At 55.1% G+C, this 15,945-nt stretch carries 13 protein-coding genes; 8 read left to right on the top strand and 5 right to left on the bottom strand.

The features are described from left to right. Positions 1-126: 126 nt before the first annotated feature. Genes V5T82_RS14045 through V5T82_RS14035 form a run of 3 tightly spaced genes read left to right on the top strand, consistent with a single transcriptional unit; the run spans position 127 to position 3,241 of the window. Complete coding sequence (locus tag V5T82_RS14045; protein WP_332896288.1) at positions 127-1,989, top strand: putative nucleotidyltransferase substrate binding domain-containing protein; 1,863 nt, start codon at positions 127-129, stop codon at positions 1,987-1,989. A gap of 11 nt (positions 1,990-2,000) precedes the next feature. After that, positions 2,001-2,690, top strand: a complete 690-nt coding sequence (locus tag V5T82_RS14040; RefSeq protein ID WP_332896287.1) for an exonuclease domain-containing protein — start codon at positions 2,001-2,003, stop codon at positions 2,688-2,690. Between the two features lie 29 nt (positions 2,691-2,719). Next, positions 2,720-3,241, top strand: coding sequence for a hypothetical protein (locus tag V5T82_RS14035; protein WP_332896286.1), 522 nt, complete (start codon positions 2,720-2,722; stop codon positions 3,239-3,241). Between the two features lie 3 nt (positions 3,242-3,244). On the opposite strand, the gene V5T82_RS14030 is transcribed toward V5T82_RS14035, so the two are convergent. Beyond that, positions 3,245-3,466, bottom strand: a complete 222-nt coding sequence (locus V5T82_RS14030) for a hypothetical protein (RefSeq protein ID WP_332896285.1) — start codon at positions 3,464-3,466, stop codon at positions 3,245-3,247. Between the two features lie 125 nt (positions 3,467-3,591). Here V5T82_RS14030 and recQ point away from each other — a divergent pair, with 125 nt between their 5' ends. Beyond that, complete coding sequence (gene recQ / locus V5T82_RS14025; protein WP_332896284.1) at positions 3,592-5,388, top strand: DNA helicase RecQ; 1,797 nt, start codon at positions 3,592-3,594, stop codon at positions 5,386-5,388. A gap of 9 nt (positions 5,389-5,397) precedes the next feature. Here the strand turns inward: recQ and V5T82_RS14020 are convergent, their stop codons facing one another. Continuing rightward, on the bottom strand, positions 5,398-6,003 hold the full coding sequence (locus V5T82_RS14020; RefSeq protein ID WP_332896283.1) for a cytochrome c oxidase assembly factor Coa1 family protein: 606 nt from the start codon (positions 6,001-6,003) through the stop codon (positions 5,398-5,400). Between the two features lie 3 nt (positions 6,004-6,006). Further along, positions 6,007-6,960, bottom strand: coding sequence for a DUF805 domain-containing protein (locus V5T82_RS14015; RefSeq protein WP_332896282.1), 954 nt, complete (start codon positions 6,958-6,960; stop codon positions 6,007-6,009). Positions 6,961-7,055: 95 nt separating this feature from the next. Between V5T82_RS14015 and V5T82_RS14010 the strand changes: the two genes are divergently transcribed. Both V5T82_RS14010 and V5T82_RS14005 read left to right on the top strand, forming a co-directional pair. Further along, a complete protein-coding gene (locus V5T82_RS14010) occupies positions 7,056-7,706 on the top strand; it encodes a DUF6134 family protein (protein ID WP_332896281.1) in 651 nt (216 codons plus the stop codon). 100 nt (positions 7,707-7,806) lie between these two features. Further along, positions 7,807-9,783, top strand: coding sequence for a PhoX family protein (locus V5T82_RS14005; RefSeq protein WP_332896280.1), 1,977 nt, complete (start codon positions 7,807-7,809; stop codon positions 9,781-9,783). Between the two features lie 104 nt (positions 9,784-9,887). On the opposite strand, the gene V5T82_RS14000 is transcribed toward V5T82_RS14005, so the two are convergent. Beyond that, positions 9,888-11,753 carry a diguanylate cyclase gene (locus V5T82_RS14000; RefSeq protein ID WP_332896279.1) on the bottom strand — a complete coding sequence of 622 codons (1,866 nt, stop codon included), beginning with the start codon at positions 11,751-11,753 and terminating at the stop codon, positions 9,888-9,890. 114 nt (positions 11,754-11,867) lie between these two features. Continuing rightward, positions 11,868-12,083, bottom strand: a complete 216-nt coding sequence (locus tag V5T82_RS13995; protein ID WP_332896278.1) for a rubredoxin — start codon at positions 12,081-12,083, stop codon at positions 11,868-11,870. A 242-nt stretch (positions 12,084-12,325) separates the two neighbouring features. Here V5T82_RS13995 and V5T82_RS13990 point away from each other — a divergent pair, with 242 nt between their 5' ends. Together V5T82_RS13990 and V5T82_RS13985 are read left to right on the top strand one after the other, a co-directional pair. After that, positions 12,326-12,640: a hypothetical protein gene (locus tag V5T82_RS13990; protein WP_332896277.1), complete on the top strand. Its 315-nt coding sequence runs from the start codon at positions 12,326-12,328 to the stop codon at positions 12,638-12,640. A gap of 367 nt (positions 12,641-13,007) precedes the next feature. Continuing rightward, the gene (locus V5T82_RS13985; RefSeq protein ID WP_332896276.1) at positions 13,008-15,944 is read left to right on the top strand and encodes a molybdopterin oxidoreductase family protein; all 2,937 of its coding nucleotides are present in this window, start codon (positions 13,008-13,010) and stop codon (positions 15,942-15,944) included. Position 15,945: the final 1 nt, after the last annotated feature.

The raw sequence follows: 15,945 nt of genomic DNA, 5'->3' as shown, positions 1-15,945 counted from the left end.
TGTTGACTTAAGTCTGTAGACACTTTTATGAGCGAACTCTGTTAATCAGGGTTCGCTCATTTCTTTTTTGCGCTAAGCTGAGGCGCTGGACAGCCGTTTATTTAAGAAGCATTGAGGATCTCCCCCATGGATGTTGAACTGCTCGAAATTCGCGATTTTCTGATCCAACACCACCCTTTCGACCTTCTGCCCGAAGACGCCATTGAACACATTTTGGATAAGATTGAATCGTCCTACACCCGGCGCGATCAATCGGTCCTGGAAATCGGTGCACCGTGCGAACACCTCTATATCGTGCGCACCGGATCGGTCGAAACCCGCACCCAGGAGGACGAAATCCTGGCACGCCTGAGCGAAGGCGAATGCTTTGGTGTGCACGCCATGCTCAACCCTGACCGTGTTGTCGTGAACCGCGCGATGGCCTTGGAAGACAGCCTGTTTTACATGCTGCCCGCCGATGAATTCGAGTACCTACGCAATCACTACAAACAGTTTGCTTACTTCTTTGCGCCGTTAGGGGCCGAGCGCCTGCGCGGTGCCAACACACATGGCAGCTCCACCGACGACGCCCAATTGGGCTTTATTTCGACCAAGATCGGCGAGCTGCTCCAACGCGACCCCATCACCATCGAACTGGATTGCGACGTGCGCACGGCCGCCCTGGTGATGCGTGACATGAACGTCTCCAGCCTTTTGGTCTGCGACGACAACGGCTTGGCCGGGATCGTGACCGAACGTGATTTGCGCAACCGTGTGGTCGCCGAAGCCCTGCCGGTCGATAGCCCCATCGAAAAAATCATGACGCCCAATCCCATCACACTGGATGCCAAAGCCATGGCGTTTGACGCGATGATGATTATGTCGAAAAACAACATCCGCCACCTGCCTATCGTCAAAGATGGCGACAATGTTGTCGGTGTGATCACCAATTCCAGTCTGGTACAGCACCAATCCACGTCCGCCGTTTACATGGTCGGCGACATTCACAAGCGCGACACCTTCGACGGTATTGCCGAAGTCGTGGGCCGTGTGCCACAACTGTTGTGTTCCTTGGTCGAAGCCGGAGCAACCGCACATACCGTGGGCCATGTCATCAGCTCAATCGCAGACGCAGCCACCACGCGCTTGTTGAAAATGGGCGAAGACAAATTCGGCCCGCCGCCGGTGCCATACCTGTGGTGTGCGTCCGGGTCTCAAGCACGCTTTGAACAAACCTGTGTGGGTGATCAAGACAACTGCATGGTCATCTCCGACGACTTTGACGAAGACAAGCACGGTGGGTATTTCAAGATGCTGGCCAATTACGTCAACGAAGGTCTCAACGCCGCAAACTATGTGTATTGCCCCGGCGACATCATGGCCAAAACCGACGAATGGCGTCAGCCTGTCTCGGTGTGGAAATCCTACTTCACCAAATGGATTGAAATGCCAGAGCCTAAAGCTTTGATGCTGTCGTCGATCTTTTTCGATCTGCGTGGAATTTGGGGGGACATAAGCTTAATCGAGCCCTTGCAAGACATCATAACTGAAAAGGCCCCAAAACACCGGTTGTTCATCGGCCACATGGTTGGCAACGCATTGAGCCACACGCCGCCGCTCGGCTTTTTCAAGAACTTTGTGCTGATCCACGACGGCGAGCACGATGACACGTTCGATATGAAACACAACGGCGTGGTGCCCATTGTCGACATCGCGCGCATCGTGGCATTGGAAGGTAAGATAACCACGTCGAACACCTTTGATCGTTTGGAAACCGAGACCCAGGGCAAGGTCCTCAGCCCTTCCGGTAAGCGCGATTTGGTGGATGCGTATGAATTCATTGCCACCGCGCGCCTAGAACACCAGGTCAAACAAATCCGCCGGGGCGATGCACCTGACAACTTTATGAAACCGGAAGAGCTGTCCCACTTCGAACGCAACCACTTGCGCGATGCCTTTTCCGTCATCAAGACCATCCAAAGTGCGATGGCCAACGCGCACGGGGGCTAAGGGGTTAGGCTATGCTGAGCGTTTTGAAAGGTTCATCGCTGAGACGTCGCTTGCTGTCGCACAAGGCCGCCGGCACGCCGATGGAAGCGTTTTACAACGCCTCTTGGCCCAAGCGCGCCACGCCACTGGAACATCTGGAGTTCATTGCGGTCGATTTGGAAACCACGGGCCTTTCGCCCAACCAACACGAAATTGTGTCCATTGGCTGGTGCGTCATTCGGGGCATGACAATCTTGTATGGCGATCGCGGCCATGTGTTGTGCAAGCCGGAAAAAGAAGTCTCCGAAGAATCTGCCGTTATCCATACCCTGACCGACGACATGCTCGCGGATGCTCCGCCACTTTGCGAAAGCCTCGAAGCCTTTTTGCCGCACGCCGCCGGACGGGTGTTGATTGCACATCACTGTAAAATCGAAACCGGGTTCTTGGACAAGGCCTGTAAAAAGTGCTTTGGTCTACCCTTTGAGATGCCGACCATTGACACCATGGGGCTGGAAATCCGCACCCTGATGCGCCGCAACGAAGCCGTCGAACCCGGCATGCTGCGCCTGGACGCCTTGCGGTCACGCTATAACCTACCCCGCTACAAATCTCACAACGCTATGATCGACGCCATTGCGGCAGGTGAGCTGTTTTTGGCCCAAGCTGCACATCGCAGCGGTAAAGACGGAAAGATTGAGCTTCGCGACGTCTGCGTGTAAGACGAGGATAGGCTTTTAAGGATACGGATATGCTGTTTAATCTTCTCGCCACGTTTTTTGTCGGCGCTTCGGTCTGGATCTTAATCTGGGCCGGGTTTCGCACGTTTAAACGCAAGGCTCCCGGCGTCCTGATCCCCTTTGCCGTGGGTATGTCCATGTTGGGCTACACCATTTGGAATGAATATTCGTGGTTTGAGCGCACCATGGGTGCCATGCCGCCTGAAGTTCAGTTGGTGAAGACCTACACCGAAAGCCGTGCGTGGGCGCCGTGGACCTACATCGTCCCGCGCACCAATCGCTTTGTGGCTGTCGATTTAGGCAAAGCGCGCACCAATCCGAAATTCCCCGACATGGTGTTGGTGGAAACGTTACTGGTTAAACGCGACGAAGGTCCTGCGAAGGTTCAGCAGATGATGCATTGCGGACTGGGCCAATTTGCCGACCTGCCCGCCAACCCTGAGTTTGGCGTAGACGGTCTGCCCGTCGGTGTTCGATGGACACCGGCCGGCGATTTCCCGGAGTTGATGGATGCGGTGTGTCAAAACCGCTAAGGATCAGTCGGACTCGCCGACGGTTTCTTCGACGAACTCATCGACGAATTCCCCCGCCAGTTCTTTTTCCAAAGCGACCAAGTCTTCGGGCAAGGGCATACCAAACGCGCGCATTTGATCCAAGGTCTGACGTAAGCGTTCGTGGATTTCATGGCGCTCCAAATCGCCCGATTCCAGCTGCTGCATCATATCTTGGGCAATGATTTCTAGGTCTTGTTTTTCCATGATGCTGCCTCCCACTGGAATAAAAGGTATGTCTTTCCAATATAGTAGCGCGTTTTCGCGTTTCAATCCATGACTTCGCCAAAACCCCCAGTTTCATTACGGTTCGGGCGCGTTATAGTTGCCCCATGCCGCTTCAGATTCTCAAAGATGTGTTTGGTTACGACAGTTTCCGCCCCGGACAAGCCGAGGTGGTGGAGACCCTGTTGGCCGGTGAGCACGCCTTGGCCGTTATGCCGACAGGGTCCGGCAAATCGCTCTGCTTTCAAATCCCAGCCTTGCTCAAAGGCGGGCTCACCATCGTCGTTTCGCCCTTGGTGGCGTTGATGGAAGACCAAGTGGCGGCGCTCAAGCTGGCAGGCGTGGCGGCGGAGACCATCAATTCTTCGCGTGATCGCGAAACCAACGTGGTGGCGTGGCGCAAAGTGGCCGCAGGTGAGGTGCGGTTGCTATATCTCGCCCCGGAACGTTTGATGACGGATCGTATGTTGGCCGCCTTGGACAAGTTGCCCATCAGCCTCATCGCCATTGACGAAGCCCACTGTCTGTCGCGCTGGGGGCCGTCGTTTCGGCCTGAATATGAAGCGCTACAGCACCTCAAAGACCGCTTCCCCGGTGTGCCCATCGCTGCGCTCACCGCCACGGCGGACACGGCGACGCAACAAGACATTGCGGGCAAGCTGTTCGATGGGATGGGGCGCACGTTTGTGTCTGGCTTTGACCGGCCTAACATTCAGCTCAATGTCTCTACCCGCGAAAACGCCAATCGGCAGTTGTTGGACATCGTCGGTGCGCATCCGGGCGAAAGCGGCATTGTCTATTGCCTGTCCCGCGCTAAGACCGAAAAAACGGCAAAGTTCTTATTGGACAACGGCGTCAAGGCCCTGCCCTATCACGCGGGCATGGGGCCGCAAGACCGCGCGCGTCACCAAGAAACCTTTATGATGGAGCCCGGTATCGTCATCGTCGCCACCATCGCGTTCGGTATGGGCATCGACAAACCGGACGTGCGCTTTGTCTGTCACACTGACATGCCCGGCAATGTGGAAGCCTACTACCAAGAAATCGGCCGCGCAGGCCGCGACGGCAAACCAGCTGTGGCGCACATGCTCTATGGCCTAGACGATTTGCGCATGCGCCGCATGTTTATCGAACAAGAAGACAGCTCTGTTGACCACAAACGGCGCGAGCACAAACGCTTGGATGCGCTGATCTCGTATTGCGAAGCGCCGAGCTGTCGCCGCCAAACGCTGTTGGCGTATTTCAACGACCACTGCGAGCCCTGCGGCAATTGCGATATGTGCCTAACCCCGCCCGAAATGATTGACGGCACCCAAACCGTGCAAGCGCTGTTGCAAGCCTGTGTCAGTACGGGCCAGATGTATGGCCAAGTGCATTTGATCGATATCGTGCGCGGGTCTGAGAACGAAAAAATCCGCTCCACCCGCCACGATCAATTGCCGGTTTACGCAACAGGGGCAGATTTAAGCAAAAAAGCCTGGCAGTCCATCGTGCGCCAATTGGTTGCCGCAGGTCACATGAAAATCGATGTGACCGGACACGGGGGCCTGAGCCTGACGCAGAGCGGTCAAGCCTTGCTCAAGGGTGAAACTACCTTTGACTATCGCAAAGACTTGCTCACCAAAGCCGACAAGAAAACCAAAAAGACCAAGCGCGCCGAACCGCCTGCCGACTTGACGCAAGACGAAGCGTTGTTGTTGGAGCATTTGAAAAACCTGCGCACCGAACTGGCCCTGGAACGAAACGTCCCCGCCTATATGATCTTCGCCGACAAGTCGCTGGAAGACATGGCGCGCAAAAAACCCACCGACGAAGACGCGTTCGGGGACATCCACGGTGTGGGCGCGGCGAAGTTGAAAGAATTCTCCGCAGTCTTCACACAGCTGATCCAAGAACAAAGCTGATCGAACCTGCTATTCCACCAACTCGATGTCTTCACCGTATTCAGTCACTACGCGGGCTTCTTTGATGCGCCACACATCGTCTGACAGCTCCAGATAGAGCGCAGCGTCACCACTGCCGCGGGGGCCTTTCACCGCAAACTCAAGGTCCGCCCAACCCGTCGAATTTTGGATGTTGATGTTGCCCAGGGTCAGCCAGCCCGCGGGTTCCACCGGGTGGCCCAAAGACTTTTCCAACGCTGGATGAAACCGCAATTCGTCTTGGGCGGTTTGATACGCGTCGGACGAATTGATGATTGAGATAACGCCCCAAAAGACCAAGCCAAAAAACGCCGGAATACCGATGGCCGCACCCACGCCAACACGCGCCCAAATGCGTTGATGGCGTTTGAAGTCTTCGACACTTTCCCACGTGTTGTTTTCCCACGCCCATTGATTGCCCTTGGCCCCCAGCACAAACGGCATGACCAAATTCACACCGGGTACAAACATCAAAAGCGCAATCCAGGTGTTGTGCGCAAGACCCCAAACCCAGTTGAGAAGAAACGCACCCCAGTTCCAGCCGCGAAGCTCATCGGGCAACGGCTTGGGACGGGTGACAGGATTGTCGCTGGACATGAGTTAGCTCTCAGAAGGGCGTCCACCGCCGCCTTTGCGTTTGATGGGACGCATGATGTCGTCGCCTAAGCGGCGCTTGATGATGTCGAGGTTGGCGTCACCGCCGGGTAAGTCTTCCGGCTCGAATGCGGGCTCTTGAGGCGTGCCAGGTTCTGGTTCTTTGGGCTCAAAGCCAAACTTGCGTGCGCCGAAACCTTGGGGCTCCGCTGGGACTTCGGGTTCGCGGGGCTTGGGTTGCGAAACAGCATCGCCGTCTGAGTCATTAGCTTCATATACATCGCCGCCGCCGGTCATCTCTTCGATGAAGGCGTCGATCTCATCAATGGGATCGGGGCCGTAATCGTTTGCGCCGGGCGTGCCGCGAAAGAACATAAGCTTGATGCCGAGCCACAGGTTGTAGAACGGAATGAAGAAGCCCAAAATCCACCACGCCGACGATCCCAAATCGTGAAAGCGCTTCGCCGTAATCGCCAACCCGACCCACAGCGAAAAAATCATAAATGGCAACATGACGATCAGCGCGGTGATGCCACCCAACACAGCGCCGCCTGCACCTGCGCCCGCAACCAACACAAAAGACAGCAAGCTCAGAAAAATCTGCACCCCGAAGTTGATCAGCATCATCGGCACTTGGCCTTTGAGCCAATAGGCTTTGCGGTTTAATCGTCCTTGAAAAGAAAACCACACCCACTTGATCGGCTGGTTCCAGCCCCGCATGTCGCGCTTGGCCATCAACAACACCGCACCCAGGACGATCATGAAAACCACCATGAAGCCCATCTGCAGCATGAGGGCGAAGGTTTCCATTTCTTCACCGCTGGCAGACATCATCCGTTCAAGCTGTTGTGGCGTCGGGTTCATACCGTCTTGGTTCTGCGCCCAAACAGAGGTAGAGAACGCCAAGCTCATTGCCTGAGCGATCGTTCCCAAAAAGAAGTTCTTTACATTGCGAAACATAGGCAAGCTTACCCCGACCTTCCGTCTTCATGTCTGCTGACGCTATTTTGCCGAAAAATGCTAGAAAAGCGAAGGCTTTAGGTTAAGCTTTATTCATGAAACGCACTTTTTTGTCGATTTTTGCCCTGCTTGCGGCCCTTCTGCCCCAGCTCGCATCCGCTCAAAGCACGCCGGAAACCCTCAACTACGCCATTTCTCGCGATGGGGAAATCATCGGCAGCCACCGCGTCACCGTGTCGCAAATCAAGCATCAAATCCGTGTGGATGTGCACACGGAAATCAAGATTGAAGGCTTCTTCACCACCAAATACGCCTTTGACCACAGCGCCCAAGAAACCTGGGCGGGGGGTGTTTTGTATGAAATGACGGCGATTACGGAATCGGATGGCAAAACCGTTAGCGTGCAAGCCTATGAACAAAATGGCCGCTTGATTGTCGACAGCCTCGACGTGGGCATGGACCGTCGCCAGATTTTACCGCTGGGCCTTCAACCTTCGAGCCTCTGGAACGCCGACACAGTCAACCAGACGCAACTGCTCAACGCCCACAACGGTAAAGTGCTGTCCATTAAAGTCGAAGACCTCGGCCCAAAGACCGTCACCGTCCAAGGCATCGAAACACCCGTCCACCACTACGCCCTATCCGGTGAGTTGACCCGGGAGCTCTGGTACGATGAGAACGGCCGTCTGGTGCGCTTAAAATTCCCGGACAACAGTACAATTCCAGTGACTTACACCATAAAGTAAATCCATTCACAAAATCGTCAAGCAACCGCCACATCACCTTCACTTCACGGGTCTATCCAGACATATTCCAAATTTGTTGAGATTCTTGATGGAGTGTCAGATGACCGTTTCCGATCAAAACGACTTACTTAATATCGAAGGTGCCGACGACGACTATTCGTCCAACCCCAGCACCACCGAAAGCTTTACCGACGTTGCCGAACGCGCCGTATCACGCCGCAGCTTTTTGCGTGGCGGCACCGCGTTGACCGCCATGGGCGCCATTGGCGCGACCGCAGGTGCGTCCACATTTGCCAAAGACGCCTTGGCCGCCACCAGCGCCGACCCGTCCACGCTGACGTTCGACGCCCTGCCCCACGCTTACGACGAAAACCACCACGTCGCCAACGGCTATGACGCCGATGTGCTGATCAAATGGGGCGATGCTGTCGAAGCTGGCTCTCCGGCGTTCGATCCCATGAACCAAACCGCAGCCGCACAACGCAAACAGTTCGGCTACAACTGCGATTTCCTCGGTTTCGCGCCGATCCCGCGCGGCTCCAACGCCGCCGACCACGCGTTGCTGTGTGTGAACCACGAATACGTCAACCGCAAACTGATGTTCCCGGGCGACGCTGGCAAAGACCAAAACGCGCAGTCCGAAGAACAAGCCAACATCGAAATGGCCGCTTGCGGCCACTCGGTCGTGGAAGTCAAACGCGACGCAGCAGGCAACTGGGCCGTTGTCAACGGCTCCAAACTGAACCGCCGCATCCACACAGATACGCCCATGGAAATCTCCGGCCCGGCGGCTGGCGATGACCGTTTGAAAACCAAAGCCGACCCGACCGGCAAAATGGTTTTGGGCACCGTCAACAACTGCGCAGGCTCCATCACCCCGTGGGGCACCGTGTTGATCGCGGAAGAAAACTTCCACGGTTACTTCGCGGGAGACCCGGCCAAAACCAACGAAGAGCGCAACTATCAGCGTTACGGCATGAAGGGCAAACCGCGTTACGGTTGGCACCGCTTCCATGACCGCTTCGACATCGAAAAAGAACCCAACGAACCGAACCGCTTCGGTTGGATGGTTGAGCTGGACCCGTACGATCCGACCTCGACCCCGATCAAGCGCACCGCCTTGGGCCGCTTCAAGCACGAAGGCGCGCACGCCATGGTCAACAAAGACGGCCGCGTTGTGGTGTATTCGGGTGACGACCAGCGTTTCGATTATCTCTATCGCTTCGTATCCAAAAACAAAGTCGACACGATGAACGCTGCGGCCAACCGCAACATCTTGGACGAAGGCACACTCTATGTGGCCAAGTTCAACGCCGACCAGACCTTGGAATGGATGGCATTGGAATTTGGCAAAGGTCCGTTGATCCCGGCCAACGGCTTCACCAGCCAAGCCGACGTCATGATCGAGACGCGCCGCGCCGCCGACTTGATGTGGGCAACGCCGATGGATCGTCCCGAAGACGTTGAGCCGAACCTGGTGAACGGCAAGGTCTACATGATGTTGACCAACAACACCAAGCGCAAATCCGGCGACGAAAACGCCGCCAACCCGCGCGCCAAAAACAAGCACGGTCACGTCATCGAAATGACGCCTCCGGGTGGCTCCAAAGGGTCCGACAAAGACCACGCGGCGCTGAAGTACACCTGGGACTTCTTCTTGTTAGCAGGTAACCCGGCCAACGCCGACGACAAAGCCGTCTACCACGCACGCACGGGCGAAGGCCAATGGCTGTCATGCCCCGACAACTGTGCGTTCGACACCAAAGGCCGCATCTGGATCGCCACCGACGGCGCGCCGAAATCCGGCATCGCCGACGGTGTGTGGGCAGCCGATACCGAAGGCGACGGCAAAGCATATGTGAAGCTGTTCTTCTCCACCCCGTTGGGTGCTGAACACTGTGGCCCGTCGTTCAACACGGACGACACGGCTTACTTCGCCGCTGTGCAACACCCGGGCGACACCAAAGGCTCCACGTTCGAAGCCCCGTCGACCCGCTGGCCGGAATTCAAAGCCGATCAACCGGTGAAACCCAGCGTGATGGTCATCACCAAAGTGGGCGGCGGCCAAATCGGCTAACGTCCTTCCCAACCTTGGGTGAGACTTATAAAAAGGGAAAGCAGCATCAACATGCCGTTGATGCTGCTTTTCCTATGAGATCTAAAGTGAACACTTAAGACGCGTCAGTATGCAACATCGTCCGTCCACATCCCCTCTTCAAAGCGAATCACACGATTACGTCCTTGATCTTTAGCTTTGTAAAGTGCCACATCAGCAAACTTGAGGGTTTGCCAGAACGTGTCTGCGTTCTTGGGATATTCCGCCATACCGATTGAGATCGTCTTTTTGATTTTGGTCCCAGCTGTGGTGATCTCCATGTTTTCGATGGTTGTGCGTATCTTTTCGGCAACCTCTGAAGCAGGTTCACCGACGGAATCGACCAAAACCACCAGGAATTCTTCCCCACCGAAACGAATCACCATGTCAGACGCCCGGACGCTTTGGCGTAACGCCTTGGCCAGGGCTTTGATCACATCGTCACCAGCATCATGACCGTATGTGTCGTTGACCATTTTGAAGTGGTCGAGATCCAACATCATGATGGTCAGGCCGATCTGACGACGGTCGGCATTGGCAACAAGCGTGTCTATGTATTCTTCAAGGAAGCGGCGATTGTTCAGGCCTGTCATCGGATCGCGCAGGCTGGATTCTTTGAGCGTCGCCATCAGGCGTTTCGTTTCCAACACTGGTGCGGCTTCGCGCAGATAAACTTGAATGAAGGGAACTTGTTCCAGAATATCATCACCCGTTCCGGGTTTGGAAATCAGCTGAACCACGTTGCCGACGGAGCCAGCTTGGATCACCGGAATACAGAGATAACGGTGATCTTCATGGCCTTCGGGCGGACGGAACGAATAACAAATATCGGGAGCAGAAATGCCGTCGATCACATGCCCTGTGCGTCGTGCACGGCATGCGTCGTTTCGCACAAGGATTTGCTGATCGCACCAGCGGCAAGCCCCTTGCAAATCACCATCCACAATGGTTGTGGTCATATGATTCTTTTTCTGCTGGTCAATTTCATAAATCGAATATGCGGTGATGCCGTATTCTTTTGAAATGACCTGGGCCAATCGCTGCAGAATCTCGTCTTTTGTTTCATCCTCTTCGATCGCTTGCTTAAAGATGGATGCGCGGGTCAGGCCGTCCACCATATCGGTGGTGGCATCCAAAAGATTTTCGCCAGGCTGAGGTGCGCGGTTGGTCAACTTCATCACATTCGCACCGATGTCGTTGAGGCCTTCATCCAAGAACGATAACAAGCGGTTCATATCCAAAGCAATCTCACCCATCTCATCGTTGGTGAGCTTTTTCACGTTTGTCGTGAAATCGCCTTCGACAGCGTTGTGCACCGCCTCTTTGACATTATCTGCGGTAAGCGTGAGGGGTTTAATCATGCGGCGGACGAAAAACATCGCCAAAATGGAAAAGCCACCCACAGTGCCGATGATTCCCGCAACCGTGAACAGAGCCTTGTACTTCAGGCTACCAATGGACATGGATATGGTCACCACGCCCAATACGTCGCCTTCTTTGACCTCGTGACATTCGAGGCAGTTGGGGGAGCCGCTGGCCGTTGCTGTGAAGGGGATAGTGCCGCGAAAAAGGGTATCGCCGTTATCTTCGACAACTTCGTAGCGGGCTTGGCCGTCATTCATAACCTTGTTTTCGATATCATCCGTTTGGGTTTCCGAGCCAATGCCGTCGCCAAATTGTTTAATGACATGGTTCGAACGCATCACACGCGCCGACGAAAGCCCCTGCACTTCCTTAAGGCGGTTGAGAAAACCTTCACGTTCATCAATGACGCCATTGATCATGCTTTCGGTCAGTCCGACACGTACAATTTCAGCAGCCGTGCGAATGTGCTCGGTCGATGATGCGATCGAGAAAGTGCGAAACGCAAAAAGGTTAATCGCAACAAGAATAACAATCAGCGCTAACGACATTAGCGCAAAAGAAACGGTCACTTTGGTATTGAGTTTCATGCCTGCAGATGGCCAGAAAAGCCACTCCCCCCTTTCTTCTTCACGCCCCAAAGCATCTTAAACGGTGATCAGACGACCGCACAACAGGATATTCCGCAAATATCTTGCCCGCAGTTATTGGCGGGGGCGTTCATCCGTCTCTTCAAAATAGCTGACAGGCGAACCGCAAACCGGGCAGAGCCAGCCTTCGGGCAAGTCTGCAAACGGGGTTCCAGGCGGGATGGGGTAATCGCCCGCGACGTTGTCAGGGTCGCCCAACACCGGGTCGTAGATGTACGGATCGCATTCGTTGTACGTGCAGATGAAGCGCTGAGTGCCTGAAGCCGCCATCACACTCCAGGGAAAAAACAAATATACGCTCAGTATATTAAGGAACTTTCGTCGGCCAAGACGCATATTCAGCCTTTTGCAAACAGTAATTTTGTCTGAAGCATACCTAAGCAAGGTATCTGTTTTGTGACCGCGTCAATTGTTCAAGACAAGTGTTCAGAATGCGTTCAGACTGGTCATACTAAACTTGTATTTGTGCCACACATTTTGGGCAAATATCATCTTTCTGAGAAGGAACTGTCATGAAAACCGTACTCACCCGCCGCTCCTTGATCCAAGGTTTAGTTGGCTTGCCCATTGTTGCAGCCGCAGCTTTGACGGCGCCAAATGCATTCGCAGATGACGATGATGATAAAGACAAGGACAAGCGCGAGCGCGAAGAAGACGAACGCGAACAGCGCAAGGATGAAGAAGAGCACGAACGCGAACGCGAAAAAGATGAACGAGAAGCCGAGCGTGAACGCGATAAGGATGAACGCGAGCGCGAAAAAGAAGACCGTAAGCGTGAAAAAGAGCGCGAAAAGGAAGAGCGCAAAAAGAACAAAAAGAAAAAATAACCAAGCGTTCGGATCATCAAACGCCAAAACGGGTGCCTGTGGCTTATGCCCAGGCATCTTTTTTGTGCGTGAGCGATTCTCCCTACCCGAAAGGCCAGGGGCGCGCCTACTATGGGGGTAGTTGAGAGGTGGAATGATCCCAAAAAGGGCCGAAAACTGTGAAAAATGGGCCCCAAAACGTTTTTTAGCTTTCCCTTATATAACGATTTTATTATATAATGGTGGTTCATGCTCCGCGCGGGCTCCAGCCGCGGATCGGTGCACAAAAAGACGCGCAATATTCCTGCGTCACACAAAAAGAATGAACCCCGACCCGGGACTTGGCTTTGCTTGAGGCCGAATTTCAAGGCCTTGCGGAGACGTCGATATGAACGAAGTAAATAACGCATCCACCCCTGTGGATGATCCCCACGCCGCCGACGACAACGTCGATCTGTCCCCAATTTTGGGGGACGATATCAAATACACCACGTGCTACATGTGCGCGTGCCGTTGCGGCATTAAGGTCTATTTGCACGACGGCAAGGTCCGCTACATCCAGGGCAACCGCAACCACCCGGTCAACGGTGGTGTGCTGTGCGGCAAGGGCTCTTCGGGCATCATGCAGCACTACTCCCCCGCCCGTTTGCACAAGCCGTTAAAGCGCGTCGGTCCGCGCGGCTCCAATGAATTTGAAGAGATCGAATGGGAAGAAGCCCTGCAAATCGCGTCCGAGCGTTTGGGCAAAATCCGCGAAACCGATCCCAAAAAGCTTGCGTTCTTTACCGGGCGCGATCAATCCCAAGCCCTCACCGGCTGGTGGGCCAGTCAATTCGGCACACCCAACTACGCCGCCCACGGGGGCTTTTGTTCGGTCAACATGGCGGCTGGTGGTCTGTACACCATCGGCGGCGCGTTCTGGGAATTTGCCGAGCCCGACTGGCACCACAGCAAATACTTCATGATGTTCGGCGTCGCGGAAGACCACGATTCCAACCCCATCAAAAAGGGTTTGGGCTTGTTGAAAAAACGCGGTGCGAAGTTCGTTGCCGTGAACCCGGTGCGCACAGGCTACGGTGCCATTGCCGACGAATGGGTCGGCATCCGTCCCGGCACCGACGGCTTGTTCGTTATGGCCTTGGTGCACGAACTGCTGAAATCCGGCAACGTGGATGTGGACTATCTGATCCGCTACACCAACTCCGGCTGGCTGGTCATTCAAGACGAAGGCGCGCCTGACCACGGTCTGTTTGCCCGTGACAAAGACGGCAACCCGCTGTGCTGGGACTTAGACGTTGACGAACTGGTCAACGCCAAGTTGGGCATTGAGCGTATGGCGCTTAAAGGTGAGTTCACGCTCCCCGATGGCCGTAAAGCCGTGCCGAGTTTCGAAATTTTGGCACGCCGCTACATGGATCAAAAGTATGCGCCAGAGCAAGTCGCACACGTTTGCGGGCTTGAGGTTGCGCAGATCAAACGCATCGCTGCCGAGCTGGCCCACGTGGCCTTTAAAGAAACCATTGAGATCGACCAAGAATGGGTCGATTGGACCGGCAAACCGCACGACAAGATGATCGGGCGCCCCGTATCGTTCCACGCCATGCGCGGGATTTCGGCGCACTCCAACGGTTTTCACACGTGCCGCATGCTGCACATTTTGCAAGTCTTGTTGGGCTCGGTTGAAGTTCCGGGTGGCTTTCGCGTCAAAGCTCCGTACCCCAAACACATCCCGCCTGGGGTCAAACCCACCGGCAAGCCGGACCAAGTCCACCCCAACACGCCCCTGCCGGGCGCACCGCTGGGCTTCCCCACGGGGCCCGAAGATTTGTTGTTGGAAGACGACGGCAGCCCGCGCCGCATTGATAAGGCTTACAGTTGGGAACACCCGATTTCCAGCCACGGCATGATGCACATGGTGATCCACAACGCGTGGAAAGGGGATCCGTACAAAATCGACACCTTGATGATGTTCATGGCGAATATGAGCTGGAACAGCTCCATGAACACGGCGGGCACCATTGAGATGCTCACCGACAAGGACGAAAACGGCGACTACAAAATCCCCTACATTATCTACGCCGACGCCTATGCGTCGGAGATGACGCACTATGCAGACTTGGTTTTGCCCGACACCACGTATCTGGAACGCCACGACTGTATTTCGTTGCTGGACCGACCGATCTCCAACGCGGACGCTTGCGCCGACGCCATCCGCTATCCGGTGGTCGAGCCCGACCGCGACGTGCGCGGCTTCCAAAGCGTGCTGATCGATTTGGGCCACCGCATTGGCTTACCGGGTCTCACCAACGACGACGGTACGGCGAAATATCCGGGCGGCTTGGCGGACTACATGGTCAACCACGAACGCGCACCCGGCATCGGCATGCTGGGCGGTTGGCGCGGCGAAGACGGCGACAAGCCGTTGCGCGGTGAAAAGAACCCGAAGCAGCTGGACAAGTACATCGAAAACCAAAGTTTCTGGCAGCACGAATTTGCGCCCAACCAGCGCTACTTCAAAATGGCCAACAAGAACTACTTGGACTGGGCGGCCGACAAAGGCTTGCTGCCTAATGGTGAGCCCATCATCTTCCAACTGTATTCAGAGGTGTTCCAGAAATTCCGCTTGGCTGCCGAAGGCCATACGGAACAAACACCGCCCAAAGCAGACGCGGAACGGATCTTGAAGTACTTCGACCCGCTGCCCATTTGGTATCAGCCGTTCGAAGAAACCATGGTCGACACCAAAGAGTTCAACCTGCACGCACTCACACAGCGACCGATGCACATGTATCACTCGTGGGGATCACAAAACGCGTGGCTGCGTCAAATCACGGGTAAGAACCGTTTGTTCGTGCACCAAACCGTGGCCGACAAAATGAACGCGGTGGACGACGATTGGGTGTGGGTGTCGTCCCACCACGCGCGCATTCGCTGCCAGATCAAAATTGTGGACGGCGTGAACCCCAACACGGTGTGGACCTGGAACGCCATCGGCAAACGCCGGGGTGCGTGGAACTTGGACAAGGATGCCATCGAGTCCAAAGAAGGCTTCTTGTTGAACCACTTGATTTCGGAATTGTTGCCTGAACAAGACGACGGGTATCGCTATTCCAACTCCGACCCCATTACGGGTCAGGCCGCATGGTTCGACTTGCGCGTTAAAATCGAAAAAGCCGAGCCATCCCAATTTGGCGAAAGCTGGCCGCAATTCCCGGTCATCGAGAAATTCGACCAGCTGCCGGACACACCCAAAGTGTCCCGCTATGGCGCAGAGTTCAAAAAACTGCGCAAAGCCGAAAACAAAAAAATCCGGGAGGGCAAATAAT

It is taken from the genome of Magnetovibrio sp. PR-2, from assembly GCF_036689815.1.
Taxonomy (GTDB): Bacteria; Pseudomonadota; Alphaproteobacteria; order Rhodospirillales; family Magnetovibrionaceae; genus Magnetovibrio.
The sequence above is the reverse complement of the archived record's forward strand: the minus strand, read 5'-3'. Positions and strand labels throughout refer to the sequence as shown.